At 33.3% G+C, this 22535-nt stretch carries 19 protein-coding genes; 11 read left to right on the top strand and 8 right to left on the bottom strand.

Going from position 1 to position 22535, the window contains the following annotated elements:
* Positions 1 to 30 precede the first annotated feature (30 nt).
* From NLJ00_RS12700 to NLJ00_RS12665, 8 genes are all read left to right on the top strand, one after another.
* The gene (locus NLJ00_RS12700) at positions 31 to 1188 is read left to right on the top strand and encodes a peptidylprolyl isomerase (RefSeq protein ID WP_256637442.1); all 1158 of its coding nucleotides are present in this window, start codon (positions 31 to 33) and stop codon (positions 1186 to 1188) included.
* Positions 1189 to 1401: 213 nt separating this feature from the next.
* Positions 1402 to 2298, top strand: a complete 897-nt coding sequence (locus NLJ00_RS12695) for an EamA family transporter (RefSeq protein WP_256637441.1) — start codon at positions 1402 to 1404, stop codon at positions 2296 to 2298.
* 88 nt (positions 2299 to 2386) lie between these two features.
* The gene (locus tag NLJ00_RS12690) at positions 2387 to 2743 is read left to right on the top strand and encodes a DoxX family protein (RefSeq protein WP_256637440.1); all 357 of its coding nucleotides are present in this window, start codon (positions 2387 to 2389) and stop codon (positions 2741 to 2743) included.
* Between the two features lie 33 nt (positions 2744 to 2776).
* Positions 2777 to 3493: an aquaporin Z gene (gene aqpZ / locus NLJ00_RS12685; RefSeq protein ID WP_053474097.1), complete on the top strand. Its 717-nt coding sequence runs from the start codon at positions 2777 to 2779 to the stop codon at positions 3491 to 3493.
* A 19-nt stretch (positions 3494 to 3512) separates the two neighbouring features.
* Complete coding sequence (locus NLJ00_RS12680) at positions 3513 to 3755, top strand: GlsB/YeaQ/YmgE family stress response membrane protein (protein WP_053474098.1); 243 nt, start codon at positions 3513 to 3515, stop codon at positions 3753 to 3755.
* Between the two features lie 120 nt (positions 3756 to 3875).
* Entirely contained in the window at positions 3876 to 4712 is an 837-nt protein-coding gene (locus NLJ00_RS12675) for a sterol desaturase family protein (RefSeq protein ID WP_256637439.1), read from the top strand.
* 112 nt (positions 4713 to 4824) lie between these two features.
* On the top strand, positions 4825 to 5103 hold the full coding sequence (locus NLJ00_RS12670; RefSeq protein ID WP_053474100.1) for a DUF2805 domain-containing protein: 279 nt from the start codon (positions 4825 to 4827) through the stop codon (positions 5101 to 5103).
* A gap of 112 nt (positions 5104 to 5215) precedes the next feature.
* Positions 5216 to 7072: a M61 family metallopeptidase gene (locus NLJ00_RS12665; RefSeq protein ID WP_180861472.1), complete on the top strand. Its 1857-nt coding sequence runs from the start codon at positions 5216 to 5218 to the stop codon at positions 7070 to 7072.
* 203 nt (positions 7073 to 7275) lie between these two features.
* Here the strand turns inward: NLJ00_RS12665 and NLJ00_RS12660 are convergent, their stop codons facing one another.
* From NLJ00_RS12660 to NLJ00_RS12635, 6 genes are all read right to left on the bottom strand, one after another.
* The gene (locus tag NLJ00_RS12660) at positions 7276 to 7719 is read right to left on the bottom strand and encodes a hypothetical protein (RefSeq protein WP_180861473.1); all 444 of its coding nucleotides are present in this window, start codon (positions 7717 to 7719) and stop codon (positions 7276 to 7278) included.
* A 349-nt stretch (positions 7720 to 8068) separates the two neighbouring features.
* Complete coding sequence (locus tag NLJ00_RS12655) at positions 8069 to 10408, bottom strand: GH92 family glycosyl hydrolase (RefSeq protein WP_408611645.1); 2340 nt, start codon at positions 10406 to 10408, stop codon at positions 8069 to 8071.
* A gap of 367 nt (positions 10409 to 10775) precedes the next feature.
* Positions 10776 to 11384, bottom strand: coding sequence for a GNAT family N-acetyltransferase (locus NLJ00_RS12650; RefSeq protein ID WP_256637438.1), 609 nt, complete (start codon positions 11382 to 11384; stop codon positions 10776 to 10778).
* Between the two features lie 240 nt (positions 11385 to 11624).
* Entirely contained in the window at positions 11625 to 11981 is a 357-nt protein-coding gene (locus NLJ00_RS12645) for a hypothetical protein (protein ID WP_053474104.1), read from the bottom strand.
* 147 nt (positions 11982 to 12128) lie between these two features.
* Positions 12129 to 13307: an AIR synthase related protein gene (locus NLJ00_RS12640; protein ID WP_256637437.1), complete on the bottom strand. Its 1179-nt coding sequence runs from the start codon at positions 13305 to 13307 to the stop codon at positions 12129 to 12131.
* A 208-nt stretch (positions 13308 to 13515) separates the two neighbouring features.
* Positions 13516 to 15705, bottom strand: coding sequence for a glutamine synthetase III family protein (locus NLJ00_RS12635; protein WP_053474106.1), 2190 nt, complete (start codon positions 15703 to 15705; stop codon positions 13516 to 13518).
* A gap of 427 nt (positions 15706 to 16132) precedes the next feature.
* Here NLJ00_RS12635 and NLJ00_RS12630 point away from each other — a divergent pair, with 427 nt between their 5' ends.
* From NLJ00_RS12630 to NLJ00_RS12620, 3 genes are all read left to right on the top strand, one after another.
* Positions 16133 to 17149, top strand: coding sequence for a glutamine synthetase beta-grasp domain-containing protein (locus NLJ00_RS12630; protein WP_053474107.1), 1017 nt, complete (start codon positions 16133 to 16135; stop codon positions 17147 to 17149).
* Positions 17150 to 17634: 485 nt separating this feature from the next.
* On the top strand, positions 17635 to 18600 hold the full coding sequence (locus NLJ00_RS12625) for a TerC family protein (RefSeq protein ID WP_256637436.1): 966 nt from the start codon (positions 17635 to 17637) through the stop codon (positions 18598 to 18600).
* A 184-nt stretch (positions 18601 to 18784) separates the two neighbouring features.
* Positions 18785 to 20617 carry a T9SS type A sorting domain-containing protein gene (locus tag NLJ00_RS12620; RefSeq protein ID WP_256637435.1) on the top strand — a complete coding sequence of 611 codons (1833 nt, stop codon included), beginning with the start codon at positions 18785 to 18787 and terminating at the stop codon, positions 20615 to 20617.
* Between the two features lie 60 nt (positions 20618 to 20677).
* On the opposite strand, the gene NLJ00_RS12615 is transcribed toward NLJ00_RS12620, so the two are convergent.
* Positions 20678 to 21190: a hypothetical protein gene (locus NLJ00_RS12615; RefSeq protein WP_180861741.1), complete on the bottom strand. Its 513-nt coding sequence runs from the start codon at positions 21188 to 21190 to the stop codon at positions 20678 to 20680.
* Between the two features lie 87 nt (positions 21191 to 21277).
* Positions 21278 to 22147: an alpha/beta hydrolase gene (locus NLJ00_RS12610; RefSeq protein WP_256637434.1), complete on the bottom strand. Its 870-nt coding sequence runs from the start codon at positions 22145 to 22147 to the stop codon at positions 21278 to 21280.
* Positions 22148 to 22535: the final 388 nt, after the last annotated feature.

The raw sequence follows: 22535 nt of genomic DNA, 5'->3' as shown, positions 1-22535 counted from the left end.
TAGTTTTACAGACTTAAATTAAAAAACACAATGAAATTTAAATTTCTATTTTTATTCTGTCTGGCTGTATTAAACATTCAGGCACAAGCAAAAAAAACTACTACGAAAGCAAAACCAAAAACGGCTAAAACAGCTGTTGCGGCAAATCCAGCTGAAGGTATTTTTGCTACAATTTCAACAACAAAAGGAGATATTGTTCTTTCATTAGAATATGTAAAAGCTCCCGTTACAGTGGCTAACTTTATTTCTTTGGCAGAAGGAAAAAATCCTTTTGTAAAAGTAGAAAAGCTTAAAGGAAAGCCATTTTATGATGGTTTGAAATTCCACAGAGTTATTGCAGATTTTATGATTCAGGGTGGTGATCCGGACGGAAATGGTTCTGGAGGCCCGGGATACTCTTTTAAAGATGAATTTGTCAGCGATTTAAAATTTGAAAAAGGCGGTGTTTTAGCAATGGCCAATTCTGGTCCTGCAACAAACGGAAGCCAGTTTTTTATCACACATAAAGATACACCTTGGTTAAACGGAAAACATACTATTTTTGGTCATGTAGTTTCTGGAATGGACGTTGTAAATAAAATTGCTCAGAATGATGTGATGACAAAAATTACAATTACCCGCAAAGGTGCCGCAGCTAAAAAATTTGATGCTGTAAAAGTTTTTAGTGATAATGAAAAAAACCAAGAAGCTGATAAAGCGGAAGAAGCTAAAAAACTAGAAATCTTAAAAGCACAATCTCAAAAAGTTGCTGCCGAAAAAGCTGCTTATTTTACAGCTACAAAAGCTAAAGCAACTACAACTGCATCTGGTTTAAAATATGTAGTTACTAAAAACGGAACGGGTGTAAAAGGTGCTGAAGGTTCTAATATCTTTTTTCATTATGCAGGATATTTTGAAGACGGAAATCTTTTTGACAGCAGTATAACTGATGTAGCTAAAGCATACGGAAAATACGATGCAAACAGAGACGCTCAAGGCGGATATAAAGCTTTTCCTTTTACTGTTGGTAAAAAAGACGGTATGATTCCTGGTTTCATCGAAGCGCTTGATTTGATGACAGATGGAGAAAAAGCAATTTTCTTCCTTCCTGCAAATTTAGCTTACGGAGCGCAAGGTGCCGGAGGAGTTATTCCACCAAACGCTACTTTGGTTTTTGAAATTGAAACGTATCAAAATCAGCCTAAATAAGGATTTTAAATTCTTTTTAAAACATAATATAGCCATCAAAATTTAGTTTTTGGTGGCTTTTTCATTTTCTTAAATTCTGTCAAATCTTTAAAATTGAATTCAATAACACGTAATCAATATGCACATTGATAACGTTTGTATAGATTTTCTATTAATTCTTAAACAAAATAACTTACCTTTGCCAGCTTGAATTTTTTAAAATAAACGATCAAAATGTCACAAAATAACGTATTAAAGGGAGTATTTTTAGTTGCTTTAGGAGCTACAACTTACGGAATGTTAGCCACTTTTGTAAAAATGGCTTATTCTGAAGGATATACAACTGCCGAAGTAACAACCTCTCAATTTGTACTTGGAATAATTGGTATTTTGATTATCAACGCTCTTCAAAAAGTAAAAAATAAAGAAAAAGTAGTAAAAGCTACTTCAAAGAATATATTTCATTTAATGCTTGCCGGTACTTCTTTAGGAATGACAAGTTTGTTCTATTATCTGGCTGTTAAATTTATTCCCGTTTCTATTGGTATCGTTTTATTAATGCAGACCGTTTGGATGGGAGTTTTACTTGAAATGATTTTAGAAAAAAAATTACCCTCTAAACAAAAAGTTATAGCCGTTTTTATTGTCTTAATAGGAACCGTTTTGGCAACTAATATTATCCATAATGATATTGCTCTAGACTGGCGCGGAATTGTTTGGGGAGTTTTGGCCGCAGCTTCGTTTACAACCACAATGTTTACAGCAAATCGTGTAGCTACAGGAATTTCTTCTGCTCAGCGTAGTTTATATATGCTTCTTGGCGGTGCTGTAATTGTATTTACTTTTGGATTTTTTACCCAGGTTACCCCTTTCAATCTGGCAATTTTCCTGAAATGGGGAATTGTTTTATCATTATTCGGAACCATAATTCCGCCTCTTTTAATGAATTTAGGTTTTCCGTTAACCGGAATTGGTTTAGGAAGTATCGTTTCTGCATTAGAACTTCCGGTTTCAGTAATGATGGCTTATGTACTTTTAAATGAAAAAGTGATTTTTACACAATGGGTTGGAATTGTTCTTATCATTCTGGCAATCATTATTATGAATGTAAATTTCAAACGCAAAATATAAGGCTTTTTAACATCTTATTAAAAAAAGCTGTCTTGTAATGTAATAAGTGTTAATTTTTTTATAATTTCGTTATAAATAATTAATTATCATGAACTTACCCTGGCACTTATATTTAATGGCGATACTTTATATACTTGCCGGATTTAATCATTTTCGAAAACCCGGAATGTACATTAAAATCATTCCTCCATTTTTTAAAAACCCTCAAATACTCAATACTTTAAGCGGAATCGCAGAAATTTTATTGGGGATTTTATTAATGTTCTCTCTTACTACGCAATATGCTGCATGGGGAATTATTGCATTATTGATTGCAATATTCCCTGCCAATTTATATATGTTTCAAAATAAAAAAGCGAGTTTTGGTTTACCAAAATGGATTTTATTTGTACGTTTGTCCTTACAAATTGTTTTGATAGTTTGGGCATTCCAATATACCCTATAACAATCAAATCTATTAATCTTAAATTATTTTATTATGAAAAAATTGTTTGCAGAGTTTTTCGGAACTTATTGGCTGGTTTTTGGAGGTTGTGGAAGTGCCATTTTTGCTGCCGGTTATCCTGAATTAGGAATTGGGTTTGCAGGGGTTGCTTTAGCATTTGGTTTAACTGTTTTGACAATGGCTTACGCTGTTGGACATATTTCGGGCGGACATTTTAATCCGGCTGTTTCATTTGGTTTATGGGCTGGCGGAAGATTTCCTGCCAAAGATCTTATTCCTTACATAATTGCGCAATGTATTGGTGCAATTGCTGCTGCGGGAACATTATATACAATTGCATCAGGAAAAGCAGGATTTATAATCGATAATACTAAAGCCGGAGCTTTTGCATCAAATGGTTTTGGGGCATTTTCTCCAGATGGATATTCATTACAGGCTGCTTTTATTGCTGAATTTGTATTGACTTTATTTTTCTTATTGATCATTTTAGGAAGTACTGATAAATGTGCAAACACTAACTTCTGCGGAATTGCAATTGGTTTAGGATTAACTTTAATTCACTTAATAAGTATTCCAATTACAAATACTTCTGTAAATCCTGCAAGATCATTATCTCAGGCAATTTTTGCGGGCGGAGAACCGCTTTCGCAGGTCTGGCTGTTTTGGGTCGCGCCAATTTTAGGTGCTGTTGCAGCAGGATTTATTTATAAGCTCCTTTTACAGAAAAACGAAGAAGATCACACTAACTAACAATCAACTTATCCTAATCATGAGTTTTATATATTTTTTAATTATTGGTGCAATTTCAGGATGGCTTGCGGGTCAAATCTGGAAAGGTGCTGGTTTTGGTTTAATTGGTAATATCATTGTTGGAATCCTTGGCGGTATATTTGGAGGATGGCTTGCAGCTAAGCTTGGTATTGGCGGCGGCGGACTTTTATGGCAGATTTTAATTGCTGTTGGAGGTGCATGGATTTTACTATTTATTATTAGTTTGATTAAAAAAGCATAAAAATTTTAACCAATTATAAAATTTAAAGAGAAAATCAGATATATTTATATTTGGTTTTCTCTTTTTCTTTAGATAAAATCGAAAAAAGAAAGCTTCATTTCAACTCAAATCTAATTGGTTATGAACGAAATTATTTCTTATTTCAGCACTATTCCGTCTTCACACCGGAGTCTTATCTTAATTGGCGGGATTACACTTTTTTGGGTAATAGAAAATACTTTCCCTTTGTTTCAAATGCAATATAGAAAATGGCATCATGCGGGAATCAACATCTTTTTTACCATCACCACTATTATTGTCAACTTTATTCTGGCTTTTATTTTAATAAAAACGGCCAGCTGGACCACTGAAAATAATTTCGGGATTTTACAATGGCTTCCTCAAATCCCTATTTGGCTTTATACTATTATTGGTCTGCTTTTATTAGATTTAATTGGCGCTTATTTAGTTCATTTTGTAGAACATAAAATTAAGTTTTTATGGCGTTTTCATATAATTCACCATACCGATACCTGGATTGATACCACAACGGCAAACAGGCATCATCCGGGAGAGAGTATAATTCGTTTTGTGTTTACAACACTTGGTGTATTGATTGTAGGAAGCCCAATGTGGATGGTATTTTTATATCAGTCTTTATCTGTTATATTCTCACAATTTAATCATGCCAATATTTCGCTGCCAAATAAACTGGATTTATTCTTAAGTTATTTTATAGTTTCTCCCAATATGCATAAAGTGCATCATCATTATGTACTGCCTTATACTGATAGCAATTATGGAAATATTTTTTCTGTCTGGGACAGGCTTTTCGGTACTTATACCTATTTACCAAAAGATCAATTAATTTACGGCGTAGATACTCATATGCTTGCCGAAGAAAACAACCAATTGAAAAATTTATTGCAAATTCCGTTTCAGAAAACAAGATCTGCAAAAAACACTAAAAATCAATAAAAAAAATATACCTGGGCGTACCAACTAATTATTTTTTTTATTAATATTGATATATAAAATGAAAATCAATCTATTAATCATTAACCCTCTATTTTGAATTAATTTTCACGAGATGAAAAAGAGTAACCGCAAAGAATTGAATTGGGAACAAACGGAAAGACTTGTTTCGTTAGCCTTAGAAGAAAGAAATCCATTTGAAATCATAAAAAAAGAGTTTGGATTGGAAGAAAAAGAAGTTCTTGAAATAATGAAGAAGAAAATGCCTCTTGAAAAATTTGAGATGTGGAAAAAGAAGGCTATAGCGAATAAACCTAAACCAAAGCCTATTAAAATTGATGATTTTGACGAAGACTTGGATGGTAAATATTATATTAAAAATAAATTTGACTAAGATTTAAAACTCCTGTAAAAGCAGGAGTTTTTTTTTATTTATAACTTTTTACAATGATTTTGTAACTATTTTGTAATTTTCTAGTCTGATAGGTATAACTAAACATAAACAAATGAAAAAAATACTTTACACTTTAGCTCTTGCAGTAACGCTTTGGAGCTGTAAAACAGGAAGTTCTTCAGTTTCTGAAAAAAATGTCGTAGACGTTAACATCAATCTTGTTGATGTAAAAGACGATAAAGTTTTGGTAACTGTAACGCCTCCTGCAATTAAAACAGATGAAATTATCTACAGTATTCCAAAAACAGTTCCAGGAACTTATTCTACTGATAACTATGGAAAATACTCAGAAGATTTTAAAGCTTATGATGCTAAAGGAAATGCATTAACTGTAACCAGACTTGGCGATAATTCATGGTCGATTGCTAATGCTAAAACGCTTAAAAAAATTACTTATTTAGTTAATGATACTTTTGACACTGAAAAAGGTACCGGATTTGGTAATGATGATGTTTTCTCACCTGCAGGAACAAACATCAAAGCCGGAGAAAATTTCTTAGTAAATACACATGGTTTTGTTGGGTATTTCAAAGACAAACTAGAAATTCCGTACAAAGTTACCATTACACATCCTGAAACACTTTGGGGAGCAACTTCAATGACTGATGAAGATGCAAGCAAAACAAGCGATGTTTTTACAACGACTCGTTATGCTGTATTAGTTGAAAATCCAATTATGTATTCTAAACCAGATTACACTACTTTCAACGTTAACGGAATGGATATTTTAATTGCTGTTTATTCTCCAACTGGAAAATTTACTGCAGAAAGTATTACTCCTGAAATGAAAACAATGATGACAGCTCAGAAAAACTTTTTAGGTAAAGTAAATGCTAATAAAAAGTATACAGTATTATTGTATTTATCAAGCATGGCAAAAGACGATGCACACGGATTTGGAGCTTTAGAACACCCAACTGCTACTACAGTTGTACTTCCTGAATCTATGCCAAAAGAAAGATTGGTAGAATCAATGAAAGATGTTGTTTCTCATGAGTTTTTCCACATTGTAACTCCATTGACAGTTCACTCAAAAGAAATCCAATATTTTGATTATAATGACCCAAAAATGTCTGAGCATTTATGGATGTACGAAGGTGTAACAGAATATTTTGCAAATCTTTTCCAAATCAACCAGGGTTTAATTAACGAAGGAGAATTCTATACTAGAATTGCAGATAAAATTGAGCAGGCAAAAAAATTAGATGATACAATGTCATTTACTAAAATGAGTGCTAATGTTTTAGAACAACCCTATAAAGATCAATACTTAAACGTGTACCAAAAAGGGGCGCTGATTGGAATGTGTATTGATATTATCATTAGAGAAAAAAGCAACGGTGAAAGAGGAATTCTTGATTTAATGCATAAATTATCAACTGAATATGGTGTTGAAAAACCATTCAACGATAATGAATTATTTGCTAAAATCACACAATTGACTTATCCTGAAGTTGGGGATTTCTTAAACAAATATGTAGCGGGAACAACTCCAATTCCTTACGATTTTTATTTGGCTAAAGTTGGTGTAACAAAAGCAATGGAGAAAAAAACCGGAGCTGTTTTCTTAAAAGGACAAACACCTTATATCAAAATTGATAAGCAGACAAAAGAAATCGCAGTTCGTCCTGATGTTGAACTAAACGATTTCTTCAAAAACTTAAACTTAAAAGGTGGCGATATTATTTTAGCAGTAAATAACAAAGCTTATTCTTTAGAGAACATTTACGAACTTATTGGTGCAAGTGAAAACTGGAAAGAAAATGATCCAATTACTTTAAAAATAAAACGTGATGGTAAAGAAGAAACTATAAAGGGAACTGTAAAATTACCATTTGAAGAAACTGAAACTTTTAAAGCAACTGATGCTTCAAAAGAGAAACTTAAAAATGCATGGTTAAAAGGATAATTTCTTTTAAACCCATAAAAAAACCGACAATCGCTTGTCGGTTTTTTTTGTGATTATTTGTTCCGTTTGTCAGACTGAGCGAAGTCGAAGTCCCGCAAGTCAAATCTGCACTGTTGATGGGCTTCGACTTCGCTCAGCCTGACAATATTGTATCTCACCTTTGCCAAAGTTTAAAACTTTGGCAAAGGTTTTTAAAAGCCTAATTATTTCTTAACCGGAAACTTCCAGGCAAACTCATCTTTATCATTGATAATTGCACCAATTTCAAATTTTACAACCTCATCAAATTCCGTTTGAAGAATAAACCAATTGTCTTCGTTGAAGTAATTTTCGAAAGTATCAAAAGTTTCCTGAGTATATTTTGTAATTCCTTTTGCAGCAAAATCTTTCTTTACATCAGCAATTTTTCTTCCGATTATTTTAAATCCGAAAACTTCCAAATCATTGCTTGACGCTACTAAATAGCCTAATTTAAGTTCTTCTTCTTCATAAAATGTCAATCTGATTTTGTGTGCATTGTATACAAAAATCACATTGTCATCTTCATCTTTATAGTTTTTATCAGGTTTTCCTAAAACAGCTGTAACATCATTCTGCTTCATTCCAAAAAGCAGTTTATCAATTCCTGATTTTAAATTTATTTTCATATTGATTGTCTTTATTTGAAGTGCAAATTTCGTGAAGTTTTTTGTTGTTCTGCCACGAATTGCACAAATTTTCTTGAATTTAATTTTGTTCTCTTGTCTGGCTGAGCTATCCTTTCTGTCAGGCTGAGCGAAGTTGAAGCCCTTTTACGTTTATTTTTTTGCCACGAATTTCACAAATTTTCACGAATTAAATTTTATTCTCTAGTAAGTCTGAGTCCCCGTTTCTGTCAGGCTGAGCGAAGTCGAAGCCCTTTTTCGTCGTAAAAGCCCTTCGACTTCGCTCAGGGTGACATTAAATTAAATAAACATCAGTGTAAACCCGTTTCACCAGTAAAATCCGTGGCCCATCTTAATTTTGATAATTCTTTTTATTCGGTTTTGCACTCATGTAAAAAGTAACTTTACCACCATTAATAACATCTGCATGTTTCAGGAAAGGTCTTGAAATTTCTTTTCCATTCAGCAAAACTTTACTCACAAATACATTTTTATCCGATTGATTTACGGTTTCAACTTCAAAGTTTTTTCCGTTTTCTAAATTAAAAACAGCTTTTTTAACCAGCGGACTTCCCAATGCATATTCATCAGAACCCGGAGCAACTGGATAAAATCCTAAACTGCTGAAAATATACCAGGCACTCATTTGTCCAAAATCATCATTTCCTCCTAAACCATCTGCCCCGTTTCGGTACATTTTTTTAAGAATCATTCTGATTTTATCTTGTGATTTCCAAGGCGAATCTGTCCAGTTGTATAAATAAACTACGTGATGTGAAGGTTCGTTTCCGTGAACATAATTTCCAATAATTCCATCTCTTGTAATATCTTCTGTGTTTTCAAAATATTTATCCGGTAAATGCATATTAAACAATGAATCTAAACGAACTTTAAACTTTTCATTTCCACCCATCATTTTAATCATATCGGCAGGATCTTGCGGAACGTATAAACTATAATTCCATGAATTTCCTTCGATAAAACCCTGTCCGTGTGTATCAAGCGGATCAAATTCTTTTTTGAAAGTTCCGTCGTTTAATTTAGGACGCATAAAACCTGTTTTTTCATCATAAACATTTTTATAATTCTTCGATCTTTCGATGAATTCATTATAGATATCTGTTTTTCCTAATTTCTTCGCTGCCTGTGCAATCGCCCAGTCATCATAAGCATATTCTAAAGTTTTCGAAACCGAAGCACCATTTTTATCTTCAGGTACATAACCTTTTTTCATATAAAATTCTAAGCCATCATAGTAAGGCACTTTTGCAGTATTAACACAAGCCTGAAGCGCTTTTTCTGCATCAAAACTAGTATTCCCTTTTACAATTGCATCTGCCACAACAGAAACAGAATGATATCCAATCATGCACCAGTTTTCATTCGCATAATGCGACCATATCGGAAGCATTTTATGCACACTTTGGTCTGAATGCGCCAGCATTGAACTTACCATATCCGAGTTTCTTTTCGGCTGCACAATGTTGAATAACGGGTGCAAAGCTCTATACGTATCCCAAAGCGAATAACTGGTATAATTTGTAAAGTTTTCGGCTTTATGAACATTCATATCCAAACCTTTGTAATTTCGATCTAAGTCCATGTATTCTGTTGGTCCTAAAAAGGCGTGATACATTGCGGTATAAAAATTAACCAAATCTTCTTTTTGAATGGTTTCAACCTGAACTTTATTTAGTTCTTTATTCCAAACTTCCTGACTTTGTTTTTTAACACGTTCAAAATCCCAATCCGGAATTTCTTTCTTCATATTTTCTAATGCGCCTGCTGAACTTACAGGCGATAAAGCCATTTTAATTTTGATTTTTTCGCCTTCGTTTGTATCAAAATCAAAGAACAATTTCATGTTTTGTCCTGCCATTTCAGGGAAATTTTTCGTTTGATCGAATCTTCCCCAAAAACCTCTGTAAACACTTTTTTCCTGAGCGGCCTGTCCGTAACTTTTAATTGGTTTACTAAAAGACATAGCAAAATAAACAGTTCTTGTTCTCGCCCAGCCATTTGTCTGACGATATCCTGTAATTAAAGTATCGTTTTCTACTCGTACAAAAGTCCAGACATTCTTTTTATCGTAATTGTAAATTCCAGAAGTTAAATCAAGAATAATATGGGCTTCATCTGATTTTGGAAAAGTATATTGATGCATTCCTACTCTTGTTGTTGCAGTCAATTCGGCCTTAATATTATGATCTTCCAGAAGTACGCTGTAATAAGCAGGTTCTGCTTTTTCTGTTGAATGTGAAAATACCGATCTGTAGCCTGACAAAGGTTTTGAAGCAACGCCGGGATTCAATTGCAGTTTTCCTGTTGTTGGCATAATTAGAAAATCTCCTAAATCAGAATGACCTGTTCCACTAAAATGGGTGTGGCTGAAACCTACAATTGTTTTGTCTTCATATTGATATCCTGCGCAATATTTATAAACTTCACCATTATATTTTCCGTTTAAGCTGTACGCAATGGTATCGGTTTCCGGGCTTAACTGCACGCTTCCAAATGGTACTGTTGCTCCCGGATAGGTATGCCCCATTTTTGCTGTTCCAATCATTGGATCAACATATTGAATCAAATTTTTAAGGTTGTTTTCTTTTTTCTGAGCATTTGTATTTGCTGTAAAAGCAAACATAAAAGTTCCAAATGCAACAATAAAAGCAGGTTTTTGTAAAATATTCATTGGGTAATTTTCTGTAATTGTTTCGTTCAGAAAATTACGATAATTTATACTTTTAAAAAATTTAAATTTAAAATATAAATATAACAACCGAGCCTAGTGGCTGTTTTTATATTGTCCATTCTTTTAAACTGGATTAAAATCCAGCCCTACAATATGAATCGAGCCTAGCGGCTCTTTATAATGATTATGTTCAATTGGTTCGGTCTATGAAAATCCAATAGTTTTTTCCAAAAAAAATCTTTTTAAAACAATGGATTTCTAATTCATTTAAAATTATACCCAATAAACAAGAGTTCCGAAGGAACGGTTTATATTGTAGAGCCGGATTTTAATCCGGTTTAAAAATGAATCGAGCCTAGCGTTTTTTTTAAAGCTTACGCTTTAGACTTTCTTTTACCTCGTCAAACCATTCGTTTCTTAGAATGCTTAAAACGATAGAATCACGACGAACATTTCCGTCTCGTGTTGGCATGTTGCTTCTTAAAACACCTTCTACTTTACAGCCGATGCTTTTCATTGCGGCGATGCTTCTTTCGTTATTATTATCGGCACGAAATTCTACTCGCTCCATTCCAAGGGTTTCAAAAGCTAATTGAAGTAATAAAAATTTGCAGTGTTTGTTTAGTCCGGTTCCTCTAAAAGCTGATCCGTACCAAGTATAACCTAATTGTAAAGTTTTAAAATCAAGTTTGATATCATAAAAACGCGTTGAACCGGCGTATTTTTGAGATTTTTTATCAAAAACAATAAAAGGAAATTCTTTTTTATCTTCTCTTTCTTTTATTGCCAATTGTATGTAGTTGATCAAATTGTCTTTTCCTTCAGCACCAACTAAAGAATATTTCCAGGTTTCTGGTTCGTTGAGGGAAATTTCCAGTAAATTTTCTACATCTGATTCCTGAATAGGACGTAATAAAACGAAGTCGTCTTCTAAAATTATATTATCTGTGAAGCTGAAATTTGAAGTTTGGTTCATTGGTTTATTTCGATTAGTTAAATATTTCCAGACATTCTTTGAGTAAAAATGTAGTCCCTACGGGACAATGTGAAACCTGTAAATACGTCATATCTACCGATATTTAATCTCTACGAGATATTTACTTATAATATCTTACTCCGCTAGGAGTATAATATCGGTAGAAAAATAATACCTCCCAAGAAAAATGTTCCGTAGGAACTATACATTTACAATTATTTATGAAATATTCACAAAAAACTACTCACTCATTTCATCATAACGCTCCGGAACCTGCGGATCGTAAAGCGGACATTTGAATTCTGCCATCAAATCTACTAATTGATTCATGGTTTTTCCTTCGGTTCCATAACAATCAATTTTAATACTTTGCGGAGTGGTAATAACCTGAAACGCTCCTTTTCCTGCATTATTTTTCCAACTGTTTTCATCAACTCTTTCCCATTTTGAAAAAACAGAATTAATACGATTGATAATTACCTCAACAGGCAGTTTTTCAAGGCCGTCAACTTCTTCTTTTTCAACAAGAGCTTCGTAAACCTCATGATGGTTCAGGTAAATTTCGTCTAAGTATCTCCAAAAAAGCAGTTCGTACATAATACTGGCGTTTTATAAATTGTAGAGACGCACAGCAGTGCGTCTTTCGTAATGTTAGACGTACTGCTGTGCGTCTCTACTAAAATTCAGGTGCTAAAAAAACCTTTGCAACTCTGAACCTTTGATTCTTTGTATCTCAAAAAAAAATTAATATTCGAATGTTCCGTATTCGCTGGTGATCGTTAGTTTTTTAGCATCGGCTGCTTCTACTCTACCTACGATTTGCGCATAAACATTGAATGATTTTGAAATCTCGATAATATCCTGTGCAATGTTTTCAGGAACATAAAGTTCCATACGGTGACCGCAGTTGAAAACCTGATACATTTCTTTCCAATCCGTTTTTGATTGTTCCTGAATTAACCTGAACAATGGCGGAACCGGAAATAAATTATCTTTTATAATGTGTAAATTTTGAACGAAATGTAAAATTTTAGTCTGCGCGCCTCCGCTGCAATGCACCATTCCGTGAATTTCTTTTGGAGTGTATTTATCTAAAATTTTCTTGATAATTGGTGCGTAAGTTCTTGTTGGGGAAAGTACCAATTGACCTGCGTTTATTGGACTGTTTTCAACTTCATCAGTTAAATTAACCTGACCAGAATAAATTAATTCTTCCGGAACAGCAGCATCGTAACTTTCAGGATATTTTTTAGCCAGATATTTTCCGAAAACGTCATGACGTGCAGAAGTTAATCCGTTACTTCCCATTCCTCCGTTATATCCTTTTTCGTAAGTTGCCTGTCCAAAAGAAGCCAAACCAACAATTACGTCTCCAGCTTTAATTTTAGCATTGTCTACCACATCTGCACGTTTCATGCGAGCTGTAACAGTTGAGTCAACAATGATGGTACGAACAACATCTCCAACATCGGCAGTTTCGCCTCCAGTTGAATGAATCGTTACGCCAAAAGATTTTAGTTCGTTGATTAATTCTTCGGTTCCGTTGATGATTGCAGAAATAACATCAGCCGGTATTAAGTTTTTATTTCTTCCAATGGTTGAAGAAAGTAAAATATTATCGGTTGCCCCAACACATAATAAATCGTCAATATTCATGATTAAAGCATCCTGAGCAATTCCTTTCCAAACCGAAAGATCTCCGGTTTCTTTCCAATACATATAAGCCAAAGATGATTTTGTACCCGCTCCGTCGGCATGCATGATTAAGCAGTGGTCGTTGTCCTGAGTCAAATAATCTGGGACAATTTTACAGAATGCCTGCGGAAATAAACCTTTGTCAATATTTTTTATAGCGTTATGTACGTCTTCTTTTGATGCCGAAACACCTCTTTGTGCATATCTTTTGCTAGAATCTGAACTCATGAAAATTAGTTTGTGTTGATGTGGTGCAAAGATAATCCCTTTTTTTAATTCTTTAGGTATTCAGGTATATAGGATTCAAAAAAAGTTTTGCCACGAATTACACGAATTTTCACGAATCTTTTTTTCTTAAAAAACAAAAATCATCCTTGTAGGATGATTTTTGAAAAATAAAATTCGTGAAAATTCGTGTAATTCGTGGCGAAAAAAATTATTTAGTAAACAATAATTCTCTGTATTTTGTTAATGTCCAGCTTTCGTCATCAACTAATAATTCTAATTTATCACAGTGATTACGTATGTCTTCAAAATATGGTTTTACAGTATTGCAATATGCTTCGGCCATTTTTTGACCATCTGTTAACTGATTTGCTTTTTTTCTTTCATTGGTCATGGCCAAAACTTTAGAATTGATTCCTTCAATATGACCAGAAATTTCTTTGATCAAAGTGATTTGTTCTTTTGCAATAGTTTCAAATTCTTTCCCGAAGATTTCTTTTAAACCTTTTACATTTTCAATTAATGTATTTTGGTAACGAATTGCTGTTGGAATCACGTGATTTCTGGCAATATCTCCTAAAACCCTTCCTTCAATCTGGATTTTTTTAGTGTATTCTTCTAATTCAATTTCGTAACGTGCTTCGGCTTCAACGTGATTAAAGATTCCCAATTCAGCAAATAAATCTAAAGCTTGTTTAGAAACTTTAGCTTTTATCGCTTCCGGAGTTGTTTTAAAGTTGCTCAAACCTCTTTTTGCCGCTTCTTTTTCCCAAGCTTCGCTGTAACCGTCGCCTTCAAAAAGAATTTTTTTAGATTGTTTGATGTATTCTCTTAAAACATTAAAAATAGCATCGTCCTTTTTCATGTCTTTTGACTCGATCAGGTTCTCTACTTCATTTTTAAAATCTATTAATTGTTTTGCTACAATTGCATTTAAAGTTGTCATTGCGTTTGAACAGTTTGAATTTGAACCAACGGCTCTAAACTCAAATTTATTTCCTGTAAAGGCAAAAGGCGAAGTTCTGTTTCTGTCTGTATTATCTAATAATACATCTGGAATTTTACCAACTACGTTTAATTTTAAATCTGTTTTTTCCTCTGGAGAAAGTTTTCCTGTTGTTACGCTTTCTAATTCAGATAATACTTTTGTTAACTGCGCTCCAATAAAAACAGACATAATTGCCGGCGGTGCTTCGTTTGCTCCTAATCTATGATCGTTACTTGCTGTTGCAATTGATGCACGAAGCAAAGTTTCATTATCATTTACTGCTTTTATAGTATTAATGAAGAAAGTTAAAAACTGTAAATTGCTCATTGGCGTTTTACTCGGACTCAATAAGTTAACTCCGGTATCTGTTGCCAACGACCAGTTGTTGTGTTTTCCTGAACCGTTTACTCCTTTAAATGGTTTTTCGTGAAATAATACTTTAAAGTCATGACGCTCTGCTACTCTCTGCATTACATCCATTAATAAAGAGTTGTGGTCTACGGCAAGATTTGTTTCTTCAAAAATCGGTGCCAACTCAAACTGATTTGGTGCTACTTCGTTATGACGCGTTTTTACTGGAATTCCCAATAACATACATTCCTGCTCTAAATCTCTCATATAAGTAAGAGCACGAGTTGGAATAGACCCGAAATAATGATCATCTAACTGCTGTCCTTTTGCAGATGTATGTCCTAATAATGTTCTTCCCGTCATTACTAAGTCAGGGCGTGAGTTTGCCAAAGCTTTATCGATTAGGAAATATTCCTGCTCCCATCCTAAAGTTGCGGTTACTTTTTTTACGTTTTTATCAAAGTATTTACAAACTTCTGTAGCCGCTTCGTCAATTGCAGATAACGCTCTTAATAAAGGTATTTTATTATCTAAGGCTTCACCAGTATACGCGATAAAAACGGTTGGGATACATAAAGTTGTACCATATATAAAGGCTGGCGAAGTCGGGTCCCAGGCTGTATATCCTCTTGCTTCAAATGTGTTTCTGATTCCGCCGTTAGGAAAACTTGACGCATCTGGTTCTTGCTGTACTAATTGCGCTCCGCCAAATTTCTCTACAGGGTCACTTCCGTCATATGATGTTTCAAAAAAAGCATCATGTTTTTCTGCAGTAGTTCCCGTTAATGGCTGAAACCAGTGTGTATAATGTGTAACACCTTTTGCCAATGCCCATTCTTTCATTCCCATGGCGATATAATCTGCCAGTTTACGTTCTATTTTCGTTCCGTGTTGAATGGCATCTCTTACTCCTTTTAAAGCATCTGAAGTTAAAAACTGCTTCATTGCTTTCTCATTAAACACATTTGATCCAAAAAGATTCGATTTCTTATCAATTTCTTCAAAGTGTACCGGCTTTCTTGTAGAAGCTTCTTGTAAAGCTTGGAAACGTAATGTTGACATGTATATAATTTTAAAATTCGTAATAATTTTCACTAAAAAAATGAGCAACAAATATAAACAATAAAAGCCCCTTTTTTAAACTTATAATTGAGAATTTTATAAGCAGAATTTTCAACGTATGAAGCCTTTTTTAAAGAATAGTGATTATGTTGTAAAGAAATATAACAAAAAAGCTCAGTATTATTCATTAAATAAACATTTTTTCATAATTTCTTAACCCTAAAATTCAAAAAGTTACCCTTATTTTTACGAATTTATTTTTTTTAAGTATTTAAAATTGCTTTTTTTAGAATATACCCCTATCAAAATTGCGCTTCTCAAAAAAATTATACTTCGCCCAACAAAATAGCCCCCTAATTTTTAGGACTAAAAAAATAAATCTATATTTGACCCAGCGAAAAAACAAAAAAAATAAATTTATATTATTATGGCTAAAATTAAGTTAGAGTACATTTGGTTAGATGGATACGAACCAACTCAAAATCTTAGAAGTAAAACTAAAGTTGAAGAACACGAAAATTTCAAAGGAACATTAGAAGAACTTGGAAATTGGTCATTTGATGGTTCGTCAACAAAACAAGCTGAAGGTGGTTCATCTGACTGTTTGTTAGTTCCTGTTGCAATTTATCCAGATCCAACTCGTATTAACGGATATTTAGTAATGTCTGAAGTTATGTACGCTGATGGAACTCCACACCCTTCTAACGGTAGAGCTACTATTGATGATGAGGATGATGATTTCTGGTTTGGATTCGAACAAGAATATTTCATCATGGATACTAAAACTTTATTGCCATTAGGTTTCCCTGTTGGAGGTTATCCTGCTCCACAAGGTATGTACTACTGCTCTGTAGGTGGAAAAAACACTCACGGAAGAAAATTAGTAGAAGAACATGCTGATTTATGTATCGCTGCCGGAATTAACTTTGAAGGTATTAACCAAGAGGTTGCCTGCGGACAATGGGAATTCCAATTATTCGCTAAAGGTGCTAAAAAAGCCGGAGACGAAATTTGGGTTGCTCGTTACTTATTAGATCGTTTGACTGAGAAATATGGTTACTATATTGAGTATCACCCAAAACCTCTGGGAGATACTGACTGGAATGGTTCTGGAATGCACGCTAACTTCTCTAACGAGGTGTTAAGAACATGTGGAGACCAAGCTACTTACGAAAGAATTTGTGAGGCTTTCCGTCCTGTTACTGCTGAGCACATCGCGGTTTACGGAGCTTACAATGACCAACGTTTAACTGGTAAACACGAAACTGCTTCTATTCACGATTTCTCTTATGGAGTTTCAGACAGAGGATGTTCTATCAGAATTCCTTTAATGACTGTTCAAAAAGGATGGAAAGGTTGGTTAGAAGACAGAAGACCAGCTTCAAACGGAGATCCATACAAAATTGCTGCAAGAATTATCAAAACTGTTAAATCAGCGCTATAATTCAAAGCTTAGAATATATTCTAAAAGTGCCATCGTAATTGTTGGCACTTTTTTTTGTCATTGCGAGGAACGAAGCAGCCGCACTAAGAAAAAGTAAGCTTGTGTAATGGCACGCAGATGACGCTGGTTTAAACGGATTTTTTTATTATTTCTAAAAAACAACGTACAAACGCAATCTTGTCATTCCGAGGAACGAGGAATCTCCACAAGTAGCTCTACAAAGATTGGCGATTCTCAAGGCGGAGTTTCTTACGAAGATTCCTCGTTCATCGGAATGACAAGATTGCGCTAAACTTTGTCAAAGTTTAAAACTTTGACAAAGTTTTAACAAACCACAACTGTCAGTTCGAGCGAAGTCGAGAACCTTCTCACCTTTTACATCAAACATCTCACAAAATTGCTTAATTTTAAAAGTACCTTTCTTATAAATAATTTTTAATTTAAACTTCAAAACTTATCTTTGTAATTCATTTAAAAAAACCATCATGATAGTCTGGACTCTCTTTTTACTGGCCGTAATTTTTATTCTTGCTTTAGATTTAGGTGTATTCAATAAAACACCACATATTATCAGCACCAAAGAAGCCAGTAAATGGACCTTGATTTGGGTTACTTTATCTTTTTTATTTTCAGGTGTTATCTATTGGCTTTACACTACAGATTATATTGCAAATCCCGACGGTTTAAAGCCTGCCGTGGCTTCGATGAAGTTTATTACAGGTTATTTAATCGAATTATCTTTAAGTGTTGATAACATATTTGTAATTGCAATTATTTTTGCTTCATTTAAAATTCCGCAAAAGTACCAGCACCGCGTTTTATTCTGGGGAATTCTGGGCGCGATTATTTTCCGTGGTTTAATGATTTTCTTCGGCGTTATGCTGATTAATAAATTTACCTGGACAACTTATGTTTTTGGAGGATTCTTAGTATTTACTGCTATAAAAATGTTGTTTTCTGGAGAAGATGAAGATTTTAATCCTAAAGATTCTTTTGTATACAAAACTTTAGGAAAAATTATTCCGATTACGTCTCACATGGAGCATGAGAAATTTTTTATTTTAACCGAAAAAGGAAAAAAGGCTGCAACACCACTTTTCGTTGCTTTGATTGTAATTGAAGTTATGGACGTTTTATTTGCTGTTGACAGCGTTCCGGCGATTTTAGCCATTACTTCTGATCCGTTTTTAGTATTTAGTTCTAATATTTTTGCCATTTTAGGTTTACGTTCTATGTATTTCTTCCTGGCAAATATGCTGGCAAAATTCAGTTTCTTAGAATACAGCTTAGTTGCTATTTTAGCTTTCGTAGGTTTAAAAATGCTTCTTCACGAATGGATTCACGTTCCAGAATGGGCTTCATTAGGATTTATTGCGCTTTCACTTTTAGTTGGAATTTTGGTTTCACTTAAATTCGGAAAAGAAAAAGAACTTACTGATTCTGATTTGTAATATCATTTCAAAATATACTTATAAGAAGAGAAAATCGTAATGATTTTCTCTTTTATATTTTTAAAAGATAATTTATTTCACAAAAACAGTAAATTTTAATAATAATCTTATGTTTTTATTTATAATTATAAGAAAATAAACATAAACAAGTACATTTATAGAATTATTAATTTAATTCTAATTTATGAAACAAAATTATCTTTATTTATTTATTTTATTATTTTTCAGCTCAATAGCAATAGGACAAAAGGTCATACTTACACCACTTGTTGTCAATAATAAAAGTGTAATTAGTACAAGCCCTATAAATCTTGAATCAGTAGACAGATCTACTGTTTCATTATCAGTAAAAATAGAATCACCAGTACCTGTAGGCAGTGAAGGCACTCTAAGTATTTTATATACAAAAGATTCAGCAATCACACCAATTGTAACTGAAGGTGGCTTTGAAAGAGTAACAAACTTTATCGGAGGAAATACAGCCACAATAAGCTTTGTAATCAATTTAACTCTAAGTAATTTCAATACTACCGGAGGATACATATTAGCACAGTACAAAAGCAATTCAGGTATAGTTTATAAAAGCAACAATGTTTCTGTTATAAAAAATGGCAGTACTACAACGCCTCCAGTAACTCCTCCAGTAACACCACCTGATCCAAATTTCAAAAACACTATATGTTGTGATCAGGTAATTAGATACGGAGACAGACCTGCTCCAATATTAGGTTCTACTCTTGCCCCTAATAAAGTTTCTGTTTCATGGCTTAAAATTGACAATAGTCAGTTTCCTAACAAAACCTATACTGGTACTAACTATTCAAACGATAAAATTAATATCCTAATTCCTGATTATTTAACAGAAAACGCAACTTTCAAGAGAAGGCTTGGTAGTGACTTTCCTTTTAATGACAGTAACGCTATAAATATCAGAATTGTTCCTACGCCAATACTCAATGAAATTATAATTGATGGAGGTAAAGATGCAAATGGTTTTGTTGAAATCGTAGACTCAAACCCAAAACAAATATATAGTGACAGAGCATCTGCAAGGGTAAATCTAAATATTCTCGAAAATCCAAATCATATCCCACAATCTAGAGGAGATAGTTTTGATGCTATAGAACGTTATGAATGGCAATATGCAAAAACAAATCAAAATGATGATTTTACAAATAAAAATTGGATTACAATTGAAAACGGTAACTCTGCAACTTTAGAATATGCAGTTTTAAAAAACATCCCAAACCTAGAAGACAATTATCTAGTTATTAGAAGAATTGCTTTTTATAAAGGAATAAGCAATGCTAGTAATGTTATAAAAGTTATCCCTAGAACTCTAAAAAACAATAATGTAATATGTTGTGATCAGGTTTTAGCTATGGATACTACTTTAAAACAAATTGAGAATCCATCTACAATAAGCGGCTCGATAGCAGCTATTGAAAACATACCAAATGCTCAAATTATAAGCACTACTTACCAATGGCAGAGTCAGGCAATTAAAAATACAAGACCTAATCAATATAGCGCTTGGTCAAATATTGCCGGAGCAACATCAAAAGATTATCTTCCAGCACCATTACAATTTGTTATTGGAACCAGAGGAGACTTAGTTGTAGAAACTACTTATAACTACAGAAGGATCGCAACAATTAACTATACAATTAATAATACTGGAAATTACACCTCAAAGTCATATAGTAATGAAACTAATTTACAAGCAGGAAGAACATACGGCACTCCAACGTTAATTGCATATCCAAATCCGGCGTCTTCTGTTATATATGTAGAAAATAAGTCTACCGACTATCTTTTATCTAGTACAAAAATCTCTGTAGCAAATGTAACGGGAACAACTGTAAGTGTGAATTTTTCCGTTATAAATGAAAACCTAATAAGTATAGATGTTTCAAATTTAGTTATTGGAACCTATTTTATAAACATTGAAAATCCAACGGGAGGAGTAAGAGGTCGAGGTAATACCTCACAATTGACATTTATAAAAAGAAACTAATATATCTAACAATATAAAAAAAGGAAATCATTGCTGATTTCCTTTTTTTATATTGTTATTTTACTTTAATTCTTTAACATTCTTATCATTAATATTGTATTTCTTAATAACTGCATTGTAATCTGAATAATCTGCCTTATTTACGCTTTTATTTGTACCTAGGAAATCTCCTGGCACAATTACAATTCTAAATACTTGATTTAATCTATAACTACTGTTAACACCATCCAAATCATATCCATCCATAAATATATCAATATAATCTCGTGAAAACTGAAAAGTATAAGTAAAATCTAATCCTCTATCATCTGTGAAATATGTTTCTGGAAGTAATTTCCAAATTCTATTTCCATTTGTTTCCACTCCTGCTGATCTATAAACCAATATAACATCCGAAGCATACTGAGAAGGATTAGGAACTGATTTACTATAATCATTTTCCGAAGTAAAAGAAACATTTGGAACATCAAAAACTCCACTTATTGTATCATAATCTACATCATCATCATTGTTTGAACAACCCGTAAATGCAAACAACCCAACAACTGCGAATAACGTAAGTATCTTTTTCATAATATATATTTTTTTTAAAGTTTATAAAAGCATTCCAAAAACCAAACCAAAAATTTTGTTAAACCGGTTTTGAAATGAAATTTTATATTATTTTTTCACAACAACCTGATTCTTAAACAAGATCTTGCTAAAAAATAATACATGGTAAGGTAGTGAATTTTCCCAATATTCCCAAGTATGTGCACCCGGACGTTCGGTATAATCGTGTTCTACCTTATTATAAACTAATCGGCGGTGTAATTCTCTGTTTGGTTCGATGAGAAAATCATCAACTCCGCAGTCAATAATTAGAGGTAATTTGTTTGCTTTTATTTTATCCAGCATTCCCATAACGGCGTGCTGCGCGTATAATTCAGAATTATCACTTCTGTCTCCAAAAACAGGCTGCATTAATTTTATCACTTGCGCCGAAGATTCTCGGTTAAGCATTGTACTCATATCTACTGCTCCACTCATGCTTCCGGCAGCGCAAAATAAATCAGGATGTCTGGCAGAAAGATATAAAGCTCCGTGTCCGCCCATCGAAAGTCCGGTAATAACCCTTCCGGTTCTGTTGTTAATTGTTCGATAGGTATTATCTACTTTTTGAATTACTTCCTGTGTAATAAAAGTTTCAAACTGGCTTTCTTTATTTACGGGGCTGTCGAGATAAAAACTAAATGTTTCTCCTTCGGGCATTACGATGATTAAATTATATTGATCAGATAAACTCTGAACCAGTTTTTTATTTGGAGTATTTTTTAACCAGTCACTAAAATGTCCGTATGCTCCATGCAGTAAATACATTACCGGAAACGCGGTTTTACTTTTTGCATACGAATTTGGTAAAACTACAGCCGCCTTATAGGTTTTGCTCATAGCGGTACTTGCAATTTGTAAAGTATCTACTTTTGCTGCGTATGACATTGACGAAACACACAGAAAAACAAAGAATACTAAAATTTTAAGGTTTTTCATTTTGATAGTTTTTTTTGATTAAAGGAGTGTAAATATACCTTTTTTCTGAACAAACTAAATGAAAAATCCGACCAGCTTTTGACTAGTCGGATCTAATATTTTTGTCACTCCCGATAGCTATCGGGATAAAATGATTCTATGGATTATTTTCTTTGAAAAATTGGTTTGCCACGAATTGCACGAATTTCCACGAATTAAATTAATCTTATTTTTTTTGTAATTCACGGCAACTAAAAAAATCATTTTAATCTGTGTAATCTGTGGCAAGAAACATATAAAGATTGATTTGCCACTAATTACACGAATTTCCACGAATTTTATTTTTCAATTTGGCTTATAACGGATCCTAAAATCTTTTTAATCCTTTTAATCGGTGGCAAAAAATATC

The sequence above is a fragment of the Flavobacterium panici genome (assembly GCF_024499525.1).
Classification (GTDB): Bacteria; Bacteroidota; Bacteroidia; order Flavobacteriales; family Flavobacteriaceae; genus Flavobacterium; species Flavobacterium panici.
This window is presented reverse-complemented; position numbering and strand designations above follow the sequence as displayed.

Excerpts from the sequence above, each read along its gene's own strand:
- NLJ00_RS12700 (WP_256637442.1), top strand. The coding sequence starts at position 31 with ATGAAATTTAAATTTCTATTTTTATTCTGTCTGGCTGTATTAAACATT.
- NLJ00_RS12695 (WP_256637441.1), top strand. The coding sequence starts at position 1,402 with ATGTCACAAAATAACGTATTAAAGGGAGTATTTTTAGTTGCTTTAGGA.
- NLJ00_RS12690 (WP_256637440.1), top strand. The coding sequence starts at position 2,387 with ATGAACTTACCCTGGCACTTATATTTAATGGCGATACTTTATATACTT.
- aqpZ (WP_053474097.1), top strand. The coding sequence starts at position 2,777 with ATGAAAAAATTGTTTGCAGAGTTTTTCGGAACTTATTGGCTGGTTTTT.
- NLJ00_RS12680 (WP_053474098.1), top strand. The coding sequence starts at position 3,513 with ATGAGTTTTATATATTTTTTAATTATTGGTGCAATTTCAGGATGGCTT.
- NLJ00_RS12675 (WP_256637439.1), top strand. The coding sequence starts at position 3,876 with ATGAACGAAATTATTTCTTATTTCAGCACTATTCCGTCTTCACACCGG.
- NLJ00_RS12670 (WP_053474100.1), top strand. The coding sequence starts at position 4,825 with ATGAAAAAGAGTAACCGCAAAGAATTGAATTGGGAACAAACGGAAAGA.
- NLJ00_RS12665 (WP_180861472.1), top strand. The coding sequence starts at position 5,216 with ATGAAAAAAATACTTTACACTTTAGCTCTTGCAGTAACGCTTTGGAGC.
- NLJ00_RS12660 (WP_180861473.1), bottom strand. The coding sequence starts at position 7,719 with ATGAAAATAAATTTAAAATCAGGAATTGATAAACTGCTTTTTGGAATG.
- NLJ00_RS12655 (WP_408611645.1), bottom strand. The coding sequence starts at position 10,408 with ATGAATATTTTACAAAAACCTGCTTTTATTGTTGCATTTGGAACTTTT.
- NLJ00_RS12650 (WP_256637438.1), bottom strand. The coding sequence starts at position 11,384 with ATGAACCAAACTTCAAATTTCAGCTTCACAGATAATATAATTTTAGAA.
- NLJ00_RS12645 (WP_053474104.1), bottom strand. The coding sequence starts at position 11,981 with ATGTACGAACTGCTTTTTTGGAGATACTTAGACGAAATTTACCTGAAC.
- NLJ00_RS12640 (WP_256637437.1), bottom strand. The coding sequence starts at position 13,307 with ATGAGTTCAGATTCTAGCAAAAGATATGCACAAAGAGGTGTTTCGGCA.
- NLJ00_RS12635 (WP_053474106.1), bottom strand. The coding sequence starts at position 15,705 with ATGTCAACATTACGTTTCCAAGCTTTACAAGAAGCTTCTACAAGAAAG.
- NLJ00_RS12630 (WP_053474107.1), top strand. The coding sequence starts at position 16,133 with ATGGCTAAAATTAAGTTAGAGTACATTTGGTTAGATGGATACGAACCA.
- NLJ00_RS12625 (WP_256637436.1), top strand. The coding sequence starts at position 17,635 with ATGATAGTCTGGACTCTCTTTTTACTGGCCGTAATTTTTATTCTTGCT.
- NLJ00_RS12620 (WP_256637435.1), top strand. The coding sequence starts at position 18,785 with ATGAAACAAAATTATCTTTATTTATTTATTTTATTATTTTTCAGCTCA.
- NLJ00_RS12615 (WP_180861741.1), bottom strand. The coding sequence starts at position 21,190 with ATGAAAAAGATACTTACGTTATTCGCAGTTGTTGGGTTGTTTGCATTT.
- NLJ00_RS12610 (WP_256637434.1), bottom strand. The coding sequence starts at position 22,147 with ATGAAAAACCTTAAAATTTTAGTATTCTTTGTTTTTCTGTGTGTTTCG.